This is a genomic window from Streptomyces sp. NPDC049541, from assembly GCF_044465725.1.
Taxonomy (GTDB): domain Bacteria; phylum Actinomycetota; class Actinomycetes; order Streptomycetales; family Streptomycetaceae; genus Streptomyces.
This window is the reverse complement of the sequence record NZ_JBITLY010000002.1, coordinates 1-20,154: the sequence shown is the minus strand read 5'-3', so window position 1 is coordinate 20,154 and position 20,154 is coordinate 1. Positions and strand designations below refer to the sequence as shown.

Sequence of the window (20,154 nt, the reverse complement as noted above, 5' to 3'; positions counted from 1 at the left end):
AACGCCGCAGCTCGCGAGGGCAGTTCCGGCGGGGTGGCGTCCAGGACCCAAGATTTCGCCAAGAACATGCCAATGCCATCGGCCCCCCGACCCGCCGCACCGGCCCGGTCACCCCCCTCGGTGCACTTCAAGAGCGTGGGCACTGTCTTGACGTGCGGGGGACGGATAGGGTGAAAGCGGTGTGCCGGGAAGTCTGGTCGGCCGGGAGCCACGGTCGTTCCCGTGAAGGCCCCAGGGGGAAGGCATGCGCAGCGTAGGGACGGTACTCGCACTGGTCGTACTGGCCACCGTCGTGGCCACCTTCGCTCACCGCCGGCGCATCCCCGCACCGTCCCTCCTGGTCGTCGCCGGCCTCGTCGTGGCCCTGCTGCCGGGCACTCCCGAGATCCGGACCAGCCCCGAGATCATCGGCCTGGTCGTGCTGCCGCCGCTGCTGTACGCGAGTGCGGAGGATTTGTCCTGGCGTGAGCTGCGGGCGGTGTGGAAGCCGGTCGGAATCCTCGCGATCGGGCTGGTCCTGGCGTCGGCGGCGGCGGTCGGCGCGGTGGCTTCGCTGGTGACGCCGCTCTCGTGGCGGATGGCGTTCGTGCTGGGCGCGGTCCTGGCCAGCACCGACCCGGTGGCGGTCACGGCGCTCGGCAGACGCCTGGCCCTGCCGCCCCGGGTCCAGGTCCTGGTCCAGGCGGAGAGCCTGTTCAACGACGCCACCTCGCTGGTCCTGTTCCGGGTCGCGGTGAGCGTGGCCGTGGCGTCCGCGGCGGCGAACTGGGGCGCGGCGGGCGGCGAGTTCGCCGTGCTGGCGGGCGGCGGCACGCTGATCGGCGCGGCCGTCGCCCACGTCGTCACACTGATCCGGCGGCGCACCGAGGACCCGGTCCTGGAAACGGTGATCGCCCTGGTCACGCCGTACGCCGCCTACGTCCTGGCCGAAGCGGCCCACACCTCCGGCGTCACCTCGGTCGTGGTCGCCGGAGTCGTCCTGGGCGGACGCGGCGAAAAGCTCACCAACGCACACATCCGGCTCCAGCTGCACGCGGTGTACGGCACCGTGGTGTTCCTGCTGGAGAGCGTGGTGTTCTCGCTCATCGGCCTGGCCCTGCCCGCCCAGGTGCGGGCGCTGTCCCCCGGCGACCGGGCCTGGCCGCTGTACGCGCTCGCGGTCGCCGGCACCCTGATCGCCGTACGGCTGCTGTGGCTGGCCCCACTGTCGTCGGTGGTACAGCGCAAGGGCGGCATCCGCCCCGTGAACTGGCGGGTCCCCATGGTGCTGACCTGGGCGGGCACCCGGGGCGTCGTCCCCTTGGCCGCGGCCCTGTCCATCCCGGAGACCACCAAGAGCGGCGCGACGCTCGCGGACCGCGCCCTGGTGCTGGTCCTGACCACCTCGGTCGTGGTCGTCACCCTGGTCGTGCAGGGCTTCAGCCTGGCCCCCGTGGTCCGCCGCTCCGGCATCGCCCTCGAACCCGACCACACCGAGCGTGAGGAGGCCGCGGCCCGCTGCCGCCTGGCCGACGCGGGCATCCGCCGCCTGGAGGAACTCTCCGAACTGCAGGCCGTCCCCGAGGTCGTTCTCGACCGCCTCCGCCGCGGGCTCACCGCCCGTCTCGACGACGCCCGCGACCGCCTAACCGACCACACCGGCCAAAGCGCCCCCGCCGAATCCGCCGACCTGGTCTACCGCCAGCTCCGCCGCGACGTCATCGCCTTCGAGGCTTTGGAACTGCAGCGCCTGTACGACGAACACGCAATAAGCGACACGACGCGCAGGAGGCTGCAGCGGTCCTTGGACCTGGAGGAAGCCCGCCTGACGGACATCTGAGCCACGGCAGCCGCGCGATCGACCAGTGGCACCGGTGTCGTCATCCCACGCGCCATGACGCTGGGTGTCCGGCCCCGATCGTCGAACCCCATCCCCCGGACGGCCCAAACAGCCGCGAACCGCTACAGAAGCTGACTTCCTGGGCGCCGCTTCCGTCGAGCAGCGAGTCTTAACGGAAGCTTGACGCCGTCACGGCCCTCATCCGTGGGCCCATGCGTCACTCTCCGCTTACGCTGGTGCCGCCGTCCGCGTGATGGCCGGAATCCACACGCTGAGCCGCACCTCAGGAGCACGCCGATGGCCACGACCGAGCACCCGCCTCCCAGTCGCCTGCGCGCCTGGATGCTGGAGGGCCTGGCCGACATGGGCAAGGGCATCCAGCAGGCGCCGCACGCCCAGCCGGAGCCCGCGCACAAGGGGCAGCGCTGGTACCGCGTGATGTGCCTGACCGGCGTCGACTACTTCTCGACCCTCGGCTACCAGCCCGGCATCGCGGCTCTGGCCGCCGGCCTGCTGTCGCCGGTGGCGACCATCGTCCTCGTGATCGTGACGCTCGCCGGTGCGCTGCCGGTCTACCGCCGGGTGGCCGAGGAGAGCCCGCGCGGCGAGGGCTCGATCGCGATGCTGGAGCGGCTGCTGTCGTTCTGGAAGGGCAAGCTGTTCGTCCTGACCCTGCTCGGCTTCGCCGCCACCGACTTCCTGATCACCATCACCCTGTCGGCCGCGGACGCCTCGACCCACCTGGTCGAGAACCCCCACCTGACCAGCACCCTGCACGACCAGCAGATGCTGATCACGCTCATCCTGGTGGCCCTGCTCGGCGCGGTGTTCCTCAAGGGCTTCCTGGAGGCGATCGGCGTCGCGGTCGCGCTGGTGGTGGTGTACCTCGGTCTCAACGTCGTCGTCGTGGCCGTGGGGATGTACCACGTGATCACCGCGGGCCATCTGGTCACCGACTGGACGAGCGCGCTGACCACGGAACACGGCAACATCTTCGCCATGATCGGCGTCTCCCTGCTGGTCTTCCCCAAGCTCGCGCTCGGTCTCTCCGGCTTCGAGACCGGCGTCGCGGTCATGCCGCACGTCCAGGGCGACCCGGGCGACACCGAGGAGAACCCGCAGGGCCGCATCCGCGACACGAAGAAGCTCCTCACGGCCGCCGCGCTGATCATGAGCGTGTTCCTGATCGCGACGAGCTTCATCACCACGGTGCTGATCCCGGAGAAGGAGTTCAAGTCCGGCGGCCAGGCCAACGGACGCGCCCTCGCCTACCTCTCGCACGAGTACCTGGGCAACGCCTTCGGCACGGTCTACGACATCTCGACCATCGCCATCCTGTGGTTCGCCGGCGCCTCGGCCATGGCCGGCCTGCTCAACCTGATGCCCCGCTATCTGCCCCGCTACGGCATGGCACCGCACTGGGCCCGCGCCGTGCGCCCCATGGTGATCGTCTTCACCCTGATCGGCTTCCTGGTCACCTGGATCTTCAACGCCGACGTCGACGCCCAGGGCGGCGCCTACGCCACCGGTGTGCTGGTCCTGATGTCCTCGGCCGCGATCGCGGTGACCATCGCCGCCCGCCGTGCCCAGCAGCGGGGCTGGACCATCGGCTTCGGAGTCGTCTCGGCGGTCCTCCTCTACGTCACCGTGGCCAACGTCATCGAGCGCCCGGACGGCGTCAAGATCGGCGCCTGCTTCATCGCCGGCATCATCCTGGTCTCCCTGCTCTCCCGGCTGGCCCGCGCCTTCGAGCTGCGCGTCACCAGCGTGACGCTGGACGACATGGCGGAACGTTTCATCCGGGACATGGCCAGCCGCAAGATCCGCTTCATCGCCAACGAGCCGGACCAGCGGGACAAGGCCGAGTACCGCGACAAGATCGAGCAGATCCGGAACGACAACGACATCCCCGGCGAGGACTTCGTCTTCGTCGAGGTCACGGTCGTCGACCCCTCCGAGTTCGAAGCGAGTCTCACGGTGCGCGGCGAGGTCCTGCACGGCCGCTACCGGGTGCTGACACTGGAGTCCTCCTCCATCCCGAACGCACTGGCCGCCCTGCTCCTGCACGTCCGCGACACCACCGGGTGCACCCCGCACATCTACTTCGAGTGGACCGAGGGCAACCCCTTCGCCAACTTCCTGCGCTTCTTCCTCTTCGGCCAGGGCGAGGTCGCCCCGGTCACCCGAGAGGTCCTACGCGAAGCAGAACCGGACCGCGTCCGCAGGCCTCGCGTTCACACGGGCTGAGGCCCCGCCGCGAAGGGGCGCGGAGCTGTGTCGATCTGCGGCTCCGCCGCGCAGGCGCGGGCAACACGACGACGGCGCGGATGATCACGGACCCGGTACTCAGCACCTCGGGCCCCTTCTGAGGAACCCACGCCGCTGCGGACGCACCGACACCTGCCCGAAGTTCATACGGCCGTGAATCTCGACGCGCAGTTCCGCCGGCACACCCGAGCCGCCCGCCGAACGGTTCTTGACGCCCTCGTACTCGATCACCAGCGAGTCGGTGTCCACCACCACGCCCGGCCGGGTCGGCAGCTTCAATGCGCCTCCGCGCAGGTCCACTTCGATGTGCAGGGGGTCGTGCCTGATCACCGCCTCGGTGAAGTCGAGCGTCACCTCGCCCACTCCGAGTCGATCTCCAGCCGCCGCGGTACCACCCAGCCGCCACGGCGCCGAGCGGAAGCGCCGCGTTGCTCGATGCGGTCGACGTCCTTGCCGGTGACCTCCGCGACCGATCCCGGCAGGTCCACCGTCAGAACGGCGAGTTCGCCCAGCGTCCGGGCAGTCAAGGCGGCCTCGACCCGCTCGTCCAGCTCCTCCGCGGTCAGCCGACCGTCCCCGGCCGCCACCCGCGGCACCTCCACGACCCGGTCCCGGTCCGCATGCGAGGCCCGCGGATCCAGCGCCGCCACGCCACTGCCCGAAATCTCAGCCGCCATACCCGCACCCCCGAATCCCGGTCACCCAACTGACGCTGTATCGCGTTACATGCCACGCTCAAGCCCCCGTCCACCCTGGCCCGTTCCCGGCCCTATCGTGACCGCATGCAGAGCTACACCATCGGCCAGGCCGCACGACTGCTCGGCGTGAGTCCGGACACCGCACGCCGCTGGGCCGACGCCGGCCGGGTGGCGACCCATCGCGACGAGGGCGGCCGACGGCTCATCGACGGCCGGGACCTGGCCGCCTTCTCCGTGGAACTCGCCAAGGCGGGCAGCGCCGAGGAGGAGACCTCCTACACCTCGGTCCGCAACGCCTTCCCGGGCATCGTCACCGCGATCAAGCTCGGCGACGTGGCGGCCCAGGTCGAGATCCAGGCCGGCCCGCACCGCCTGGTCTCACTGCTGACCCGCGAGGCCGTGGAGGAGCTCGGCCTCGAGGTCGGCATGGAGGCCACCGCCCGCGTGAAGTCGACCAACGTGCACATCGACCGCACGTGACCCAGGAACAACTCCCCCTACGGCAGGCCCGGCTCATGCGATTCCGCAGCCGGGCGCCGGGTCCGGGCAACGGCCACGGCGACGCAAACACGAGCGTACCCGGCATAACACCCGGCCGGGGCTACGGTGGGCCCGGGCACAAAGCCCTCAACCCGCCACCCCCTGCGAGGCGTTCCCCATGAGCCCCATGAGCCTGAGCATCCGCAACCAGATCCCCGGCACGGTCACCGCCATCACCTCCGGAGAGGTCATGTCCACCGTCAAGGTCCGTCTCACCGGCGGCCAGGAGATCACCGCGGCGATCACCCTCGAGTCCGCCGAGGAACTCGGCCTCGCCGCGGGCGCCGCCGTACGCGCCCTGGTGAAGGCGACGGAGGTCTCCCTGGCCACGGCCCCGGTCGAGGGCCTGTCCATCCGCAACCAGCTGCCCGGTACGGTCACCGACGTGACCACCGGCGGTGCGATGGCCTCCGTGAAGGTCGCCGTCGAGGGCGGCGAGCTGACCTCCGCGATCACCAAGGACGCCGTCACGGACCTCGCCCTGGCCACCGGCACTCCCGTCGTGGCCCTGATCAAGGCGACGGAGATCTCACTCGCCACGGCGTAACGGGAAAGGGCCCCGCCGAAGCGGGGCCCTCCTCCACGACCACTGCCTCAGTCGTCGTACGCGTCCAGCGGCGGGCACGAGCAGACCAGGTTCCGGTCACCGAAGGCCTGGTCGATCCGGCGCACCGGCGGCCAGTACTTGTCGGCGGCCGACACCCCGGCCGGGAAGACGGCCTCCTCACGCGAGTACGCGTGCTCCCACTCCCCGCCGAGCGCGGCGGCGGTGTGCGGCGCACCCCGGAGCGGGTTGTCCTCGGCCGGCCACTCGCCCGCCCCGACCTTCTCGATCTCCGCACGGATGGCGATCATCGCCTCGCAGAACCGGTCCAGCTCGATCAGGTCCTCGGACTCGGTCGGCTCGATCATCAGGGTGCCGGCCACCGGGAACGACATCGTGGGCGCGTGGAAGCCGTAGTCGATGAGCCGCTTGGCGACGTCGTCCACGCTCACGCCGGTCGCCTTGGTCAGCGGCCGCAGGTCGATGATGCACTCGTGCGCGACCAGCCCGCCCGGGCCGGTGTAGAGCACGGGGTAGTGCGGCTCCAGCCGCTTGGCGATGTAGTTGGCGCTCAGCACGGCCACCTGCGTGGCCCGCTTCAGCCCCTCGCCGCCCATGAGCCGGACGTACGCCCACGAGATCGGCAGGATGCCCGCGGAACCCCAGGGAGCCGCGGAGATCGGCCCGACGCCCGTCGCCGGTCCCGCGGCCGGCTGCATCGGGTGGTTCGGCAGATACGGCGCGAGGTGCGCGCGTACGCCGACCGGGCCGACGCCCGGCCCGCCGCCGCCGTGCGGGATGCAGAAGGTCTTGTGCAGGTTGAGGTGCGAGACGTCACCGCCGAAGTGGCCCGGCTTGGCAAGCCCCACGAGGGCGTTGAGGTTGGCACCGTCGACGTACACCTGCCCGCCGGCCTCGTGCACCTGGGCGCAGATGTCGGCGACATGCTCCTCGAACACACCGTGCGTGGAGGGGTACGTGATCATCAGCACGGCCAGCTCGTCGCGGTACTGCTCGATCTTCGCCCGCAGGTCCTCGACGTCGATCTCACCGTCCTCGGCGGTCTTCACGACGACGACCTTCATCCCGGCCATCACGGCGCTGGCGGCGTTCGTACCGTGCGCGGACGACGGGATCAGACACACGGTCCGCTGCTCGTCCCCGTTGGCCCGGTGATACCCGCGTACGGCGAGCAGTCCGGCCAGCTCGCCCTGCGATCCGGCGTTGGGCTGCAGGGACACCTTGTCGTACCCGGTGACCTCGGCGAGCCGCTCCTCGAGTTCACGGATGAGGGTGAGGTAGCCCTGCGCCTGCTCGGCGGGCGCGAAGGGGTGCAGCTGCCCGAACTCGGGCCAGGTGACCGGCTCCATCTCGGTGGTGGCGTTGAGCTTCATGGTGCAGGAGCCCAGCGGGATCATGCCCCGGTCGAGCGCGTAGTCACGGTCGGCGAGCCGGCGCAGGTAGCGCAGCATCGCGGTCTCGGAGCGGTGCTGCTGGAAGACCGGGTGGGTCAGGTAGTCGTCGGTGCGCAGCAGTCCTGCGGGCAGGGAGTCCTCGGTCGCCGCGTCCAGCGCCTCGATGTCGCCCTCGACCCCGAACGCGGTCCACACGGCGCCCAGTTGGGCCCGCGCGGTGGTCTCGTCGCAGGCGATCGACACATGGTCGGCGTCGACCAGGTGAAGGTTGACTCCGTTCTCCCGCGCGGCGGCCACCACCTCGCCGGCGCGGCCCGGCACCCGCACGGTGAGCGTGTCGAAGTAGGAGCCGTGCACGACCTCGACACCACCGGCCTCAAGGCCCGCGGCGAGGATCGTGGCGTACCGGTGGGTGCGCCGCGCGATCGCCTTGAGCCCCTCCGGCCCGTGGTACACCGCGTACATCCCCGCCATCACGGCGAGCAGCACCTGGGCCGTGCAGATGTTGCTGGTGGCCTTCTCCCGCCGGATGTGCTGCTCACGCGTCTGCAGCGCGAGCCGGTAGGCCTTGTGCCCGTCCGCGTCCACGGACACGCCCACCAGCCGGCCGGGCAGGCTGCGCGCGAACTTCTCGTGCACCGCCATGTAGCCCGCGTGCGGCCCGCCGAAGCCCATCGGCACACCGAAGCGCTGCGTGGTCCCGACCGCGATGTCAGCACCGAGCTCCCCGGGCGACTTCAGCAGCGTCAGCGCCAGCAGATCGGCGGCGACGGTGACGAGCGCACCGAGCTCGTGCGCCTGGTCGATGAGCGGCTTGAGGTCGCGTACGGAACCGGAGGCGCCGGGGTACTGGACGAGCACGCCGTTGATCTCACGCCCGGCGACCTCGGCGGGTATGCCGTCGCTGAGGTCGGCGACCACGACCTCCGCACCGGTCGGCTCGGCACGCGTCTCGATCACGGCGATGGTCTGCGGCAGCACGTCCGCGTCGATCAGGAACAGGCCCTTCTTGTTCCTGCCCATGCGCCGGGACAGCGCCATCGCCTCGGCGGCGGCCGTGCCCTCGTCGAGCAGCGAGGCACCGGAGGTGGGCAGCCCGGTCAGATCGGCGACCATGGTCTGGAAGTTGAGCAGGGCCTCGAGCCGCCCCTGAGAGATCTCGGGCTGGTAGGGCGTGTAGGCCGTGTACCAGGCGGGATTCTCCATCACGTTGCGCAGGATGACGGGCGGGGTGAAGGTCCCGTAGTACCCGAGCCCGATCATGGAGTCGAGCACCTGGTTCCGGTCGGCGAGCGACCGAAGCTCGGCCAGCACCTCGGCCTCGGTACGCGCACCCGGCAGCTCCAGCTCATCCGAGTTCTTGATCACATCGGGCACCGCGGCGGCGGTCAGCTCGTCCAGCGAGCCGTATCCGACCTGCGCGAGCATCTTGGCCCGCGCCTCGTGATCAGGCCCGATGTGGCGCTGCTCGAACGGGATTCCCTGTTCGAGCGCGGAGAGCGGAATGCGATGGGCGGTCATTGCGGAGGCCTCCTGGTCTGACACGACCTTCGAGGGGCACCACGGCACGGGTACCCGGACGGCCTCCCCCTCTGTCATCTCAACCTGAGAGCTTCACCGGAACACCCGAGGGCGCCCGGCTTTCACCGTCGGTGAGAGCGGAAGCCATCGATACCCGCCCTGCTTTCCAGAGTGACCTCGTCCGCGCGGTACGTGAGCCTGAGAGATTCCGGGGAGGATTTGCTCCTTCGGCGCCTCCGATGGTGTCTGGAGGACTCTCCCGCACGGGGTCAGCAGCCGCTGTCAGCCTACCAGCGAGCACACCATCCGATCCTTCGAGTGGCCGTCATCACCAATCTGCTCTTTTGTAGTGCTTACGGATGAGGTGCGACCAAGTGGAGGGCCCGTGCAGACCGACATCGATCCGCGCAACCTGATCGGCCGCAAGGCGTTCGACCGCAACGGCACCAAGCTCGGCACCATCGACGAGGTCTACCTCGACGACGCGACCGGCGTGCCGGAGTGGGCGGCCATACGCACCGGCTTGTTCTCCCGAGACGCCTTCGTCCCCCTGGAACCCAGCGAACTGATCGAGGGCACCCTCCACGTCCCCTTCGACCGTTCCCTCATCAAGGACGCCCCCGACTTCGGCGTCGGCCGCCATCTCTCCCCCGAACAGGAGCTCCAGCTCTACCACCACTACGGGCTGGACGTCCCCGCTTCTTCCCCCTTCCCGGACCACGACTTCGGCAAGCTCGCGGGCACGGAGGACGCGGACGCCTAGACCCGTCGCCTGGATCCATGACCCCGCTCGGGACGGCTGCAAGGCGCACCTCCCGGCAGCGGTTCCAAACGGCAGGCCCTGACCCACTCCCACGGTGCCCGGCCCCCGCGCGGACCAGCGCCCTCCCCGGTCAGGCGCCGACCCCCTGCACGGAGGCCCCGGGTCTCCGCGCCACCAACGGCAACGGATCCGCCGGCTCCAGCTCAGGGTCATCGGTGCGAAACGTCCGCACCCGCCCCGGCTCCGAGTCCGGCGTCTCGAACCGCACGGTCACCCGCCCGAGCCCGCTTCCCTGCACCCACCCATGCCCGAACTCGGCATGCCGCACATCGTGCCCGGCGGGCCACCGCCGTTCGACAGCGACCTTCTGTTCCTCGGCGGGTTCCTCGTCCGCTTCGTCCGCCAAAGGCTCCGCACCGTCCCCCGCTGCCTGCGCGAACAGGTCCTCCTGCGTGTAGTCGGCCAGCCCGCTCACCCCGACCCCCAGCAACCGCACACCCCCCGTCGTGTCCACCGAGTCCAGCAGCCGTGCGGCAGCCTCCCGCACCACCGCCGGATCGTCCGTCGGCCCGCGCAGCGTCTCGGAACGAGTCAGCGTCGAGAAGTCGTAGCGCCGCACCTTCAGGACGATGGTCCGCCCCGAAAGACCCGCACCCCGCAGCCGCCGCACACAGCGGTCGGCCAGCCGCTGCACCTCGAGCCCCACCCTCACCCGGTCGTGGATGTCCACGTCGTACGTGTCCTCGACCGACACCGACTTGGCCTCCCGCTCGGCCACCACGGGCCGGTCGTCCTGCGCCAGCGCCATGGCGTACAACGCGTGTCCATGGGCCTTGCCCAGCAACCGGACGAGCTCGTCCTCACCGGCCTCGGCGATCTCGTCGACCGTGGTGATGCCGGCCCGCCGCAGATGGTCCCCGGTGGCCGGCCCCACCCCGGGCAGCATCCGCACCGACATCGGTCCCAGCTTGGCCCGCTCGGTCCCGGGCTCGACCAGCACCAGCCCGTTCGGCTTGGCCTCCTCGGAGGCGATCTTCGCGAGCATCTTGCAGGCGGCGAGGCCCACGGACCCGGTGAGCCCCGTATCCGCCCGTATGTCGGCGCGCAGCTTCTCCCCCACCAGCCGCGCCGACGCCGCGTCCCAGGCCGCCTCCCCGGCCTCCAGGTCCACGAAGGCCTCGTCCAGGCTCAGGGGCTCCACCAGCGGCGACAGCGAGTGCAGCAGCCCCATGACCTGCTCGCTGATCGACCGGTAGAACCCGAAGCGCGGCACCAGATACGCGGCGTTCGGTGCCAGCCGCCGCGCCTGCGCCATCGGCATCGCCGACCGCACCCCGAAGACCCGCGCCTCGTACGAAGCGGTGGCGACCACCCCACGCGGCCCGAGCCCACCCACGATCACGGCCTTCCCGCGCAGACTCGGCTTGGATGCCTGCTCCGCCGAGGCGTAGAAGGCATCCATGTCGAGATGCAGGATCGTGGGCGCGTTTCTCACATCTCCGATGCTGCCCTACGCCACTGACAATGCCGCCCTACGACCGCCGAAGGGCCCCGAGAAGCCGCTGAGAACGCCGTCAGACCGCCCGGTTCCGCCGTCGTGCCAGCTCGTCCGCCGGGTTGTGCCCGACCAGGGTCTCACCGGTGTCGATCCGCTCACCGTGCAACTGCGAGAGCGCACTGTCGACGTCCCGCCACACCACACCGACGGCGATCCCGAAGATCCCCTGGCCGCCCTGGAGCAGCGCATGGACCTCGTCGGGCGAGGTGCACTCGTAGACCGTGGCGCCGTCGCTCATCAGCGTCATGCGCTCCAGGTCCCGGAAGCCGCGCTCCCGCAGGTGCATCACCGCGGTACGGATGTTCTGCAGCGACACCCCGGTGTCCAGGAACCGCTTGACGATCTTCAGGACGACGACGTCCCGAAAGCTGTACAGCCGCTGCGTGCCCGACCCGTAGGCGGGCCGCACGCTCGGCTCGACGAGCCCGGTACGGGCCCAGTAGTCCAGTTGCCGGTAGGTGATGCCGGCGGCCGCACAGGCCGTCGGACCGCGATAGCCGATCTGCTCGGACGCCATGGATGCCGCCCCTCCGCTGCTCGGCACGGCCGCCGGCCGCTGCGAAGCGTGATCGGCCGCGCTGCCAGGATGGGGGTCCCCCCAACTCGAACGAAGTTGAGAGCTCGGGGGAGGGTACGGACCGCTCTCCCCGAGACTGCGTCCGGGGCCACCCCCAGCCGTACCGTCGCCGCTGCTTCTCACGCCGACCTCCGTCCTTGACCTGCCATCTCGACGGTAGGCAGTCACTAGGGGTGCGTCAACGATCGCCACACTCGGCACGCCGAGTGATAATCACCCTAAGAGTGGTTTCCCGCACCCCACCGCGGGGAAAGGCTAGCCGAATGCGCTCGCAGGGGGCCGCAGGACGCTCTCACTCGCCGTTGGCACTTGCCGGAGTTCGAGACTCACTGGCTGCTCGTCCCGAAGTCCTCCGGGGAGATCTGGTCGAGGAACTCGCGGAACTTCTCCACCTCGTCCTCCTGCTCATCCGGAATCGCGATGCCTGCGTCGTCGAGCACACCGTCGCTGCCGTAGATCGGCGTTCCGGTGCGCAGGGCCAGCGCTATGGCGTCGGACGGACGGGCACTGACTTCGACCCCGCTGGCGAAGACCAGCTCCGCGTAGAAGACGCCCTCCCGCAGATCCGTGATGCGCACTTCGGTCAGCTCCTGACCGACGGCCTCCAGCACGTCCTTGAACAGGTCGTGGGTCAGCGGCCTGGCGGGGGCCATGCCCTGCTGAGCGAAGGCAATGGCAGTCGCCTCCCCCGGCCCGATCCAGATGGGGAGGTAACGGTCGCCTCCCACTTCACGCAGGAGCACGATCGGTTGGTTGGAGGGCATTTCGACCCGGACACCTACGACATCGAGCTCGTTCACACAGCAACCCTAGGACCTGCCCGGGACGTTTGGGTAGTCGAGCCGGGAACGGGGGGTCGATCCGGCCTCCGCAAAGCGCCGGACTCAGGGCAGTCTCACACCGAGAGCGATCTGCACGAGGGCGGCGTGCAGCTTCACCGTGAGCGCCGCCAGCTCCTTTGTCCGCGCCTCGGCATGCGCCCTGGTCTGCGGATTACGGTGGCGCTTCAGCGGGGCCACCACCTGGTCCACCAGCCCGGCCTCACGCTCGGCGGCGGCCTTCATGGCCCGGAGGTGCCGCGGCTCGATCCCGAACTGCCCGAGCTCCACGACGAGCGACGCCACGGTCACCGTCTCCGCGTCGTACGCCCCGTCCGGCAGCGGCGCGACCAGGCCGTACGACTCCCACTCCTCGAGTTCCTGCTCGCCGATCCCGGCGGCCGCGAGCAGCTCGGCCCGCCCGATCCGAGCCGCAGTGGGCCCCTCGGGTGCCTCCAGGAGGGACTCGCCGTCCCGCTGGCGTCCCACCACGGGCAGTGGGACTGCCTCACCGCGCTCCAAGGCGTCCAGATGCTCCCGGATCACCTTGAGGGGCAGATAGTGGTCGCGCTGCATCCTCAGCACATGGCCGAGGCGCTCGACGTCGTCCGCGCTGAACTTGCGATACCCCGACGGGGTGCGCTGCGGCTCGATGAGCCCCTCCGACTCCAGGAAACGGATCTTGGAGATGGTGACTTCGGGGAACTCGTCGCGCAGCACGTTCAGCACCGTGCCGATGCTCATCAGACCACTGTCCGGGCCGGCGGTGCCGTGCCCGGCACCGCCGCTCGGTGTTCGAAGCATGGACATTCCCTTGGGGTCCCCCCGGACGGGGTCTGGGGGAATGGTCAGTAGCCCCGCTGGCTTGCGTAGAAGACCAGCCGGTACTTTCCGATCTGCACCTCGTCACCGTTGTTCAGGGCGACCTGGTCGATCCGCTCGCGGTTGACGTAGGTGCCGTTCAGACTGCCCACGTCTGCCACCGTGAACGAGCCGTCCGCACCACGGCGGAACTCCACGTGTCGGCGCGAGACCGTCACGTCGTCCAGGAAGATGTCGCTCTGCGGATGACGCCCGGCCGTGGTCAGGTCGCCGTCCAGCAGAAAGCGGCTGCCCGAGTTCGGCCCGCGGCGCACCACCAGAAGCGCGGAGCCCAGCGGCAGCGCGTCGACGGCCGCCTGTGCCTCGGGAGAGAGCGCCGGCATCTGCGTCTGACCGGTGACCTCGGCGTCGTAGGCCTCGATGCCGGAGATCGAGATCGTCGACGTCGTCTCGGACGGCCGCTCGGACGCGCCGCCGGCCCGCAGCGGGGCGCCACAGTTGGAGCAGAAGCGGCTGTTCTCCGCGTTGCGGTTACCGCACCTCGTACACACCAGGGCCGACATAGGGGAAAACCCTCCACCCGTACTTGAGGTTGACGGTTGCCCGAAACCTATGCCGCCGGACTGCGCAGGGTCAACAGACGGCGCGCCCTGACCTCCGGGAATGTCACCACCCGGCCCAGGGACCTGGTCCCGGAACAGTGGGCGCTGGCCCTCTGCATCGGGCTGTGCGCGATGACGAGCGGTCGCGTTGTCGCTACCCTCTCGCGCGCTCTTGCCGAACAACTTCGCAAACAACTTCACGGGCGATTCCCCTTGACCGAAACAGACCCGCCCGTGGGGCAGGACGAACCCTGATTGCATACACCGGCCGACCCGGACATCCTCACAACGTCCGTATCCACCAGACAGTTTCCACCACGCACCACCCATTCGGTGCGCCGACCCCCCGCAACCTCATGCCCCCGCCGGACGTCGCCCATGCACCGCCTGTTCACTGGGAGGACGACCGAGCGTAGTCAGGCCGCTTCGCTGCTCGCAAGGCATTCACAACGATCTTGTTCGACCGCTCGACGGCAACGGTGGCCTGCTCCTTCTCCAGAGTCTGCACCACGCCCCCAGGGATGTTGAGCGCCGGTTCGAGGTCCGCCGGCTTGCCGATGACCTTGAAACGGAAGGGAGCGTTGATCTTGTTCCCGTCGACGCTCACGCTCTTGCCCGAGTCGGTGAGGTAGGTGTTGGCGACGACACGTACGTCGTTCACCTGGATCGCCTCCGCCCCGGCCGCACGCAGCTCCTGGATCGCATCGAGCAGCATGTCCGCCTGGACCGACCCCTTCGTGTCCTCGATGGTCATCGTGATGCCGGGCCCCTGCGCGGCCACCGTGCCCGCCAGAATGCCGAGTTGCTTCTCCTTCTCGACCGTCTGCTTGCGTGCCTCCTCGGCCTGGTTGGAGCTGTTCTCCAGCTCGTCGCGCTGCTTCTCCAGTCCCTGCTTCTCGTCCTCAAGACGCTGGGTACGGTCGTCGAGTTCATCCAGGATGCGAACGAGATCTTCCTGACGCGCGCCGCGCAGGGCGCTGTCGCTGTTGCTGTTCGAGGCCACCTGGACGGCCAGACCGAAGCCGAGGCCGAACAGCAGGACGGCGACGATGAGTTGGGCGCGGGTGAGGCGCGGCGGCCACAGGCCCTGCACCAGCCGCTGCCGCCCGGTGAGAGGCAGCTGCTTCTCCTCGGAGGACTGCTTCTCCTCGGAGGAGTGCCTTTCCTCAGAGGGCTGCTTCTCCTCGGGAGCCGCCGCCGTCACGTCGGGCTCCGTCGTGGGAACCTCCTCCGGAAGTTCCTTGCGCAGCCTGTTCTCCGGCGTCTCTTCGTTGTCGCTCATCGGCCTCACGCCCGGAACACGTGCCGGCGGATGGCCGCGGCGTTCGAGAAGATGCGGATCCCGAGGACCACGACGACACCGGTGGACAGCTGAGCGCCCACACCCAGCTTGTCGCCCAGGAACACGATCAACGCGGCAACGACCACATTGGACAGGAACGACACCACGAAGACCTTGTCGTCGAAGATCCCGTCGAGCATGGCCCGCAGACCACCGAAGACGGCGTCGAGCGCCGCGACCACGGCGATCGGCAGGTAAGGCTCGACGACCGCCGGAACCTCAGGCCGGACCAACAGGCCGGCCACGACTCCCACTACGAGGCCCAGTACGGCGATCACGATGTGCCCTTCTCAGTCTTCTCGGTTGTCGGCTGTGCTGTACGTACGATCACACTCGGTGCGGCAGGCAGCCGGAGGTCGCCTTCCACGGAGATGCTGGTCCGGATGCCGTAGGTCTCCTGCAGGGCATGCAGATACAGCCCGTCGGCGCTGTTCTGGAACCTGCTGCTCAGCTGCCTGCCGTTCCCCACGGCCAGCACCGTATAGGGGGGAACCAGCGGCTTGTTGTCGACCAGTATCGCGTCCCCGGCGGCCCTGATCGCCGAAAGCGCCGTCAGCCGCTGCCCATTGATCGAAACGGCCTCGGCCCCCGACTCCCACAGCCCGTTGACCACACGCTGCATGTCGCGGTCCCGCACTCGACCGGTGTCGGAGAAGTCCGAGGTCTCACGCGGATTGCCGTTGCCGCCGCTGGTTGCTTCCTTGGCGTCGTTCACGACCAGTTTCACGCCGGGACCGTGTACTTCGACGGCGCCCGACAAAATCCCCACCAGCTCCGACTGATCTCCACTGCCGCTCTTCTTGAGAGCCTCCCGCTGGCGCGCGCTCACATCGTCGCGCAGCTTGTCGACGGAGCCCTCCAGCTTGTCCGCCGTCGTGGTCTCCCGGTCGATGCGGTGGATCAGTTCCTCGCGCTCCTTGGCGACGACGGGAGCCGCCACCCGGGCCTGCGCCGCACCCACGGTCACGACCAGGGCCGCGAGCACCAGCCCGGCGGCCAGGCCGAGCCTGGCCCGAAGGGTCTTGGGCAGAGCGCCGTCGCCCGCGGCCTTCTTCCTGGCGGCCGCCTCGGCGTAGCCGTCGTCCAGGCTGTGGTCCATGACGTTGGTGAGCAGCGACATGGAGGCGTCCGGACGCGAGGGTCGCGTGGGTGTGCTCCGAACGGGGGGCTGCTGCGGCATGCCGCACATCGTCGCATGTCGCGACCACTACCTCCGAATGGCCCCACCGGCGTGCCGGACGGGCCCCCTTGGGGACACCTGTCCGGCACGCGCGTGTGCTGCGTTTTTCAGCGGCCGGCGCTGTCCACGACCGCCGACCACTCGTCGAGCAGGGCCTGCGCCGAGGCGTCGTCCGGCCCCTCAGCCCACAGGTGAGTGACCGCCTCGGCCGGGTCGGGCAGCACCATCACCCAGCGCCCGTCCGTCTCCACGACCCGCACACCGTCGGTGGTGTCCACGAAGCGGTCTCCGGCCGCCTCGACCACACGCCGCATCACAAGTCCCTTGACGGCCCAGGGAGTCGCAAGATCCCGCTTGAGGACGTGTGCCCGCGGAATCCGGGCGTCGATCTGGCTGAGGGTGAGCTGCGTCCGCGCAACAAGCCCGATCAACCGTACAAAGGCCGCCGTGCCGTCGAAGACACTGCTGAATTCCGGGACGATGAAGCCGCCCTTGCCGTCACCACCGAAGATGGTCGAGTCGTCGCCGCCGACCCTCGTCAGGTCGTCGGGCGAGGTCGTCGTCCACTCGACCTGTGTCCCGTGGTACGCCGCCACCTGCTCGGCGATCCTCGTCGTGGTCACCGGCAGCGCCACCCGCCCACTGCGCCGCTCCGCGGCCACCAGATCCAGCATGACGAGCAGCGCCCGGTCGTCCTCGACGATCCGCCCCTTCTCGTCGACCAGCGACAACCGCTCGCCAACGGGGTCGAACCGCACCCCGAAGGCGGCCCGCGACGACGCGACGATCTCACCGAGCCGCACCAGCCCCGACCGCCGCACCTCGGCGGACTCCGTGGGCCGCGACTCGTCGAGCCCGGGATTGATGGTCAGCGAGTCCACGCCGAGCTTGCCCAGCAGGCTGGGCAGCACAAGCCCGGCGCTGCCGTTCGACGCGTCGACGACGACCTTCAGTCCGGACTCGCTGATCCCGGTCGTGTCGACATTGCGCAACAGCGAGCCGGTGTACGAATCGAAGACGCTGGCAGGGAAGTGCAGATCTCCGATCTCCCCGGGGAACGCACGCCGGTACTCCTGCCGCGCGAACACCCGGTCCAGCTTTCGCTGACTGCCCTGCGAGAGATCGGCACCGTTCCCGTCGAAGAACATGATGTCCACGGAGTCCGGCACCCCGGGCGTGGTCCGGATCATGATCCCGCCGGCGCTGCCCCGCGCCGTCTGCTGCCGGGCAACGGGCAGCGGTACGTTCTCCAGGTCCCGTACGTCGATGGCGCTGGCCTGCAGGGCGGAGATGACCGCCCTCTTCAGCGCACGGGCACCACGGGAGTGGTCGCGGGCGGTGGTGACAGTGGAGCCCTTCTTCAGAGTCGTCGCATAGGCGCCGGCCAGGCGCACGGCGAGCTCAGGCGTGATCTCCACGTTCAGGATGCCGGACACCCCGCGAGCACCGAACAGATGCGCCTGGCCCCTCGACTCCCAGATGACCGAGGTGTTGACGAAGGCGCCGGCCTCGATGGTCTTGAACGGGTAGACCCGCACATTGCCCTGAACGATCGATTCTTCACCGATGAGGCACTCGTCGCCGATGACCGCGCCGTCCTCGATCCGCGCGGCCCGCATGATGTCGGTGTTCTTTCCGACGACACAGCCACGCAGATTGCTGTGCTGCCCCACGTAGACGTTGTCGTGCACAACGGCCTTGTGCAGAAACGCACCGCTCTTCACCACGACGTTCGAGCCGACTACGGTGTGCTCACGAATTTCGGCACCGGATTCGACCTTGGCGTAGTCGCCGATGTAGAGCGGGCCGCGCAGCACTGCGTCGGGATGCACCTCGGCACCCTCGGCCACCCACACTCCCGGGGACATCTCGAAGCCGTCGATATCGACGTCGACCCTGCCCTCCAGAACGTCGGCCTGCGCCTTCACATAGCTCTCGTGCGTACCGACGTCCTCCCAGTACCCTTCGGCGACATAGCCGTAGATCGGCTTGCCCTCCTTCATCAACTGCGGGAAGACATCCCCGGACCAGTCCACGGGCACATCGGGCTCGACATAGTCGAAGACTTCGGGCTCCATCACATAGATGCCCGTGTTCACCGTGTCGGAGAAGACCTGGCCCCAGGTGGGCTTCTCGAGGAAGCGCTCGACCTTTCCTTCTTCGTCGACGATCGTGATCCCGAATTCCAGCGGATTCGGCACACGCGTCAGGCAGACCGTGACGAGCGCACCCTTTTCCTTGTGGAAATTGATCAGCTCGGTGAGGTCGAAGTCAGTCAGGGCATCACCGGAGATGACGAGGAAGGCATCGTCCTTCAACGCCTCTTCGGCGTTCTTGACGCTTCCTGCGGTACCGAGTGGCTTCTCCTCGTTGGCATAGGAGAGCTCCATTCCGAGCTCTTCGCCGTCACCGAAGTAGTTCTTGACCAATGAGGCCAGGAACTGGACAGTTACGACGGTCTCGTTCAGCCCATGCCTTTTGAGCAGCCGCAGCACATGCTCCATGATCGGGCGGTTGGCCACGGGCAGGAGCGGCTTGGGCATGCTTGAGGTCATGGGGCGAAGGCGTGTGCCTTCACCTCCGGCCATCACGACGGCCTTCATGTCGGAAGCGTCCTCCTCAAAAAGACGACGGTCTAGCCGACTTCACCCGCCCAGATTGTCCCGCACTTTTCCGCCGAGGGCCATCCAGGCACTGCGGCCGCAGCAATCGGCGAGGTTCAATCGGCCATGGCGTCCGCGCGGACGAGGCGGCGGACTTGTACCACGTAGAGGACTCCTGCCCACCAATAGAGCGTTGTACCCCATCCAGCGAACGCCCATCCGAAAATAGCAGCGAGTGACGAGATCCATCCAGTTCCGTCACTGAGCAGGAGCAAGGGGAAGGCGTACATCAGGTTGAAGGTGGCCGCCTTCCCCAGGAAGTTCACCTGCGGCGGCGGATAGCCGTGGCGCCGGAGGATGCCCACCATCACCAGCAGGACGAGCTCGCGCGCCAGAAGTACAGCGGTCAACCAGATTGGCAGAATCTCGCGCCAGGTGAGGCCGACCAGCGTCGAGAGAATGTAGAGCCGGTCGGCGGCGGGGTCGAGCAGCCGGCCGAGACTGCTGATCTGGTTCCAACGCCGTGCAAGCTTGCCGTCCAGGTAGTCACTGACTCCGCTCAGAGCCAGCACCAGGAGCGCCCACCCGTCACTCTTGGGGCCTCCGAACTCAGGCCTGAGGATCAGCCACAGAAAGACCGGCACGCCGACGAGACGCGCCATGCTGAGGATGTTGGGGATGGTGAGGACCCGGTCCGTCTGAACGCGGGTCTCCTGGACCTCCACCCGGGGGCCTCCTGTGAGAAACGTGCCAACGATGCCCCCTGACCTTACCTCAACGCAAAAAAGCTCCGGCTCTTGGGCTGTTGCCCAAGAGCCGGAGCTCTAAAAGGAGTTCGGCGGCGTCCTACTCTCCCACAGGGTCCCCCCTGCAGTACCATCGGCGCTGTAAGGCTTAGCTTCCGGGTTCGGAATGTAACCGGGCGTTTCCCTCACGCTATAACCACCGAAACACTATGAAGTTACGACCGGACGAAACACAGTCGTTGCCTCAGAACTAACACAGTGGACGCGAGCAACTGAGGACAAGCCCTCGGCCTATTAGTACCGGTCACCTCCACACCTTGCGGTGCTTCCAGATCCGG

Annotated in this window: 18 protein-coding genes, 1 rRNA gene and 1 riboswitch; of the genes, 5 read left to right on the top strand and 14 right to left on the bottom strand. The window is 68.7% G+C overall.

The features are described 5' to 3' along the window. The first annotated feature begins 244 nt into the window (after positions 1-244). A complete protein-coding gene (locus ACIBW9_RS07290; protein ID WP_398952178.1) occupies positions 245-1,819 on the top strand; it encodes a Na+/H+ antiporter in 1,575 nt (524 codons plus the stop codon). Positions 1,820-2,116: 297 nt separating this feature from the next. After that, positions 2,117-4,066 carry an amino acid transporter gene (locus tag ACIBW9_RS07285; protein WP_398952176.1) on the top strand — a complete coding sequence of 650 codons (1,950 nt, stop codon included), beginning with the start codon at positions 2,117-2,119 and terminating at the stop codon, positions 4,064-4,066. Between the two features lie 99 nt (positions 4,067-4,165). Here ACIBW9_RS07285 and ACIBW9_RS07280 read toward each other — a convergent pair whose 3' ends face one another. Together ACIBW9_RS07280 and ACIBW9_RS07275 are read right to left on the bottom strand one after the other, a co-directional pair. Further along, positions 4,166-4,450, bottom strand: coding sequence for a hypothetical protein (locus ACIBW9_RS07280; protein WP_398952174.1), 285 nt, complete (start codon positions 4,448-4,450; stop codon positions 4,166-4,168). Further along, positions 4,438-4,764 carry a DUF1707 domain-containing protein gene (locus ACIBW9_RS07275; protein WP_398952172.1) on the bottom strand — a complete coding sequence of 109 codons (327 nt, stop codon included), beginning with the start codon at positions 4,762-4,764 and terminating at the stop codon, positions 4,438-4,440. The genes ACIBW9_RS07280 and ACIBW9_RS07275 overlap by 13 nt, the downstream gene beginning before the upstream one ends. A gap of 105 nt (positions 4,765-4,869) precedes the next feature. On the opposite strand from ACIBW9_RS07275, the gene ACIBW9_RS07270 reads away from it, so the two are divergent. Continuing rightward, positions 4,870-5,265 carry a molybdopterin-binding protein gene (locus ACIBW9_RS07270; protein ID WP_123963776.1) on the top strand — a complete coding sequence of 132 codons (396 nt, stop codon included), beginning with the start codon at positions 4,870-4,872 and terminating at the stop codon, positions 5,263-5,265. 187 nt (positions 5,266-5,452) lie between these two features. Beyond that, positions 5,453-5,872, top strand: a complete 420-nt coding sequence (locus ACIBW9_RS07265; protein ID WP_398953921.1) for a molybdopterin-binding protein — start codon at positions 5,453-5,455, stop codon at positions 5,870-5,872. 47 nt (positions 5,873-5,919) lie between these two features. On the opposite strand, the gene gcvP is transcribed toward ACIBW9_RS07265, so the two are convergent. Beyond that, positions 5,920-8,805 carry an aminomethyl-transferring glycine dehydrogenase gene (gene gcvP, locus ACIBW9_RS07260; protein ID WP_398952170.1) on the bottom strand — a complete coding sequence of 962 codons (2,886 nt, stop codon included), beginning with the start codon at positions 8,803-8,805 and terminating at the stop codon, positions 5,920-5,922. Positions 8,806-8,981: 176 nt separating this feature from the next. Next, a riboswitch (glycine riboswitch) is annotated at positions 8,982-9,077 on the bottom strand. A gap of 113 nt (positions 9,078-9,190) precedes the next feature. Here gcvP and ACIBW9_RS07255 point away from each other — a divergent pair. Further along, positions 9,191-9,568, top strand: coding sequence for a PRC-barrel domain-containing protein (locus ACIBW9_RS07255; protein ID WP_398952168.1), 378 nt, complete (start codon positions 9,191-9,193; stop codon positions 9,566-9,568). A gap of 130 nt (positions 9,569-9,698) precedes the next feature. Here the strand turns inward: ACIBW9_RS07255 and ACIBW9_RS07250 are convergent, their stop codons facing one another. The 11 genes from ACIBW9_RS07250 to rrf all read right to left on the bottom strand — a co-directional run bounded on the left by ACIBW9_RS07250 (position 9,699) and on the right by rrf (position 20,020). Beyond that, entirely contained in the window at positions 9,699-11,063 is a 1,365-nt protein-coding gene (locus ACIBW9_RS07250; protein ID WP_398952166.1) for a DNA polymerase IV, read from the bottom strand. 79 nt (positions 11,064-11,142) lie between these two features. Then, positions 11,143-11,826, bottom strand: a complete 684-nt coding sequence (locus ACIBW9_RS07245) for a MerR family transcriptional regulator (protein WP_398952164.1) — start codon at positions 11,824-11,826, stop codon at positions 11,143-11,145. Positions 11,827-12,029: 203 nt separating this feature from the next. Beyond that, positions 12,030-12,503 carry a bifunctional nuclease family protein gene (locus tag ACIBW9_RS07240; protein WP_004002801.1) on the bottom strand — a complete coding sequence of 158 codons (474 nt, stop codon included), beginning with the start codon at positions 12,501-12,503 and terminating at the stop codon, positions 12,030-12,032. An 84-nt stretch (positions 12,504-12,587) separates the two neighbouring features. After that, the gene (locus tag ACIBW9_RS07235; RefSeq protein ID WP_398952162.1) at positions 12,588-13,325 is read right to left on the bottom strand and encodes a MerR family transcriptional regulator; all 738 of its coding nucleotides are present in this window, start codon (positions 13,323-13,325) and stop codon (positions 12,588-12,590) included. 44 nt (positions 13,326-13,369) lie between these two features. After that, the gene (locus ACIBW9_RS07230; RefSeq protein WP_398952160.1) at positions 13,370-14,275 is read right to left on the bottom strand and encodes an FHA domain-containing protein; all 906 of its coding nucleotides are present in this window, start codon (positions 14,273-14,275) and stop codon (positions 13,370-13,372) included. 61 nt (positions 14,276-14,336) lie between these two features. Further along, positions 14,337-15,227, bottom strand: a complete 891-nt coding sequence (locus ACIBW9_RS07225; RefSeq protein ID WP_398952158.1) for a DUF881 domain-containing protein — start codon at positions 15,225-15,227, stop codon at positions 14,337-14,339. A 5-nt stretch (positions 15,228-15,232) separates the two neighbouring features. Then, positions 15,233-15,565: a small basic family protein gene (locus tag ACIBW9_RS07220; protein ID WP_003988855.1), complete on the bottom strand. Its 333-nt coding sequence runs from the start codon at positions 15,563-15,565 to the stop codon at positions 15,233-15,235. Continuing rightward, complete coding sequence (locus ACIBW9_RS07215) at positions 15,562-16,467, bottom strand: DUF881 domain-containing protein (protein ID WP_398952156.1); 906 nt, start codon at positions 16,465-16,467, stop codon at positions 15,562-15,564. The genes ACIBW9_RS07220 and ACIBW9_RS07215 overlap by 4 nt, the downstream gene beginning before the upstream one ends. A 107-nt stretch (positions 16,468-16,574) precedes the next feature. Further along, positions 16,575-19,070, bottom strand: coding sequence for a sugar phosphate nucleotidyltransferase (locus ACIBW9_RS07210; RefSeq protein ID WP_398952154.1), 2,496 nt, complete (start codon positions 19,068-19,070; stop codon positions 16,575-16,577). Positions 19,071-19,186: 116 nt separating this feature from the next. Further along, positions 19,187-19,795 carry a CDP-alcohol phosphatidyltransferase family protein gene (locus ACIBW9_RS07205; protein WP_390671356.1) on the bottom strand — a complete coding sequence of 203 codons (609 nt, stop codon included), beginning with the start codon at positions 19,793-19,795 and terminating at the stop codon, positions 19,187-19,189. 108 nt (positions 19,796-19,903) lie between these two features. Continuing rightward, positions 19,904-20,020, bottom strand: a 5S ribosomal RNA gene (gene rrf, locus ACIBW9_RS07200). Positions 20,021-20,154 lie beyond the last annotated feature (134 nt).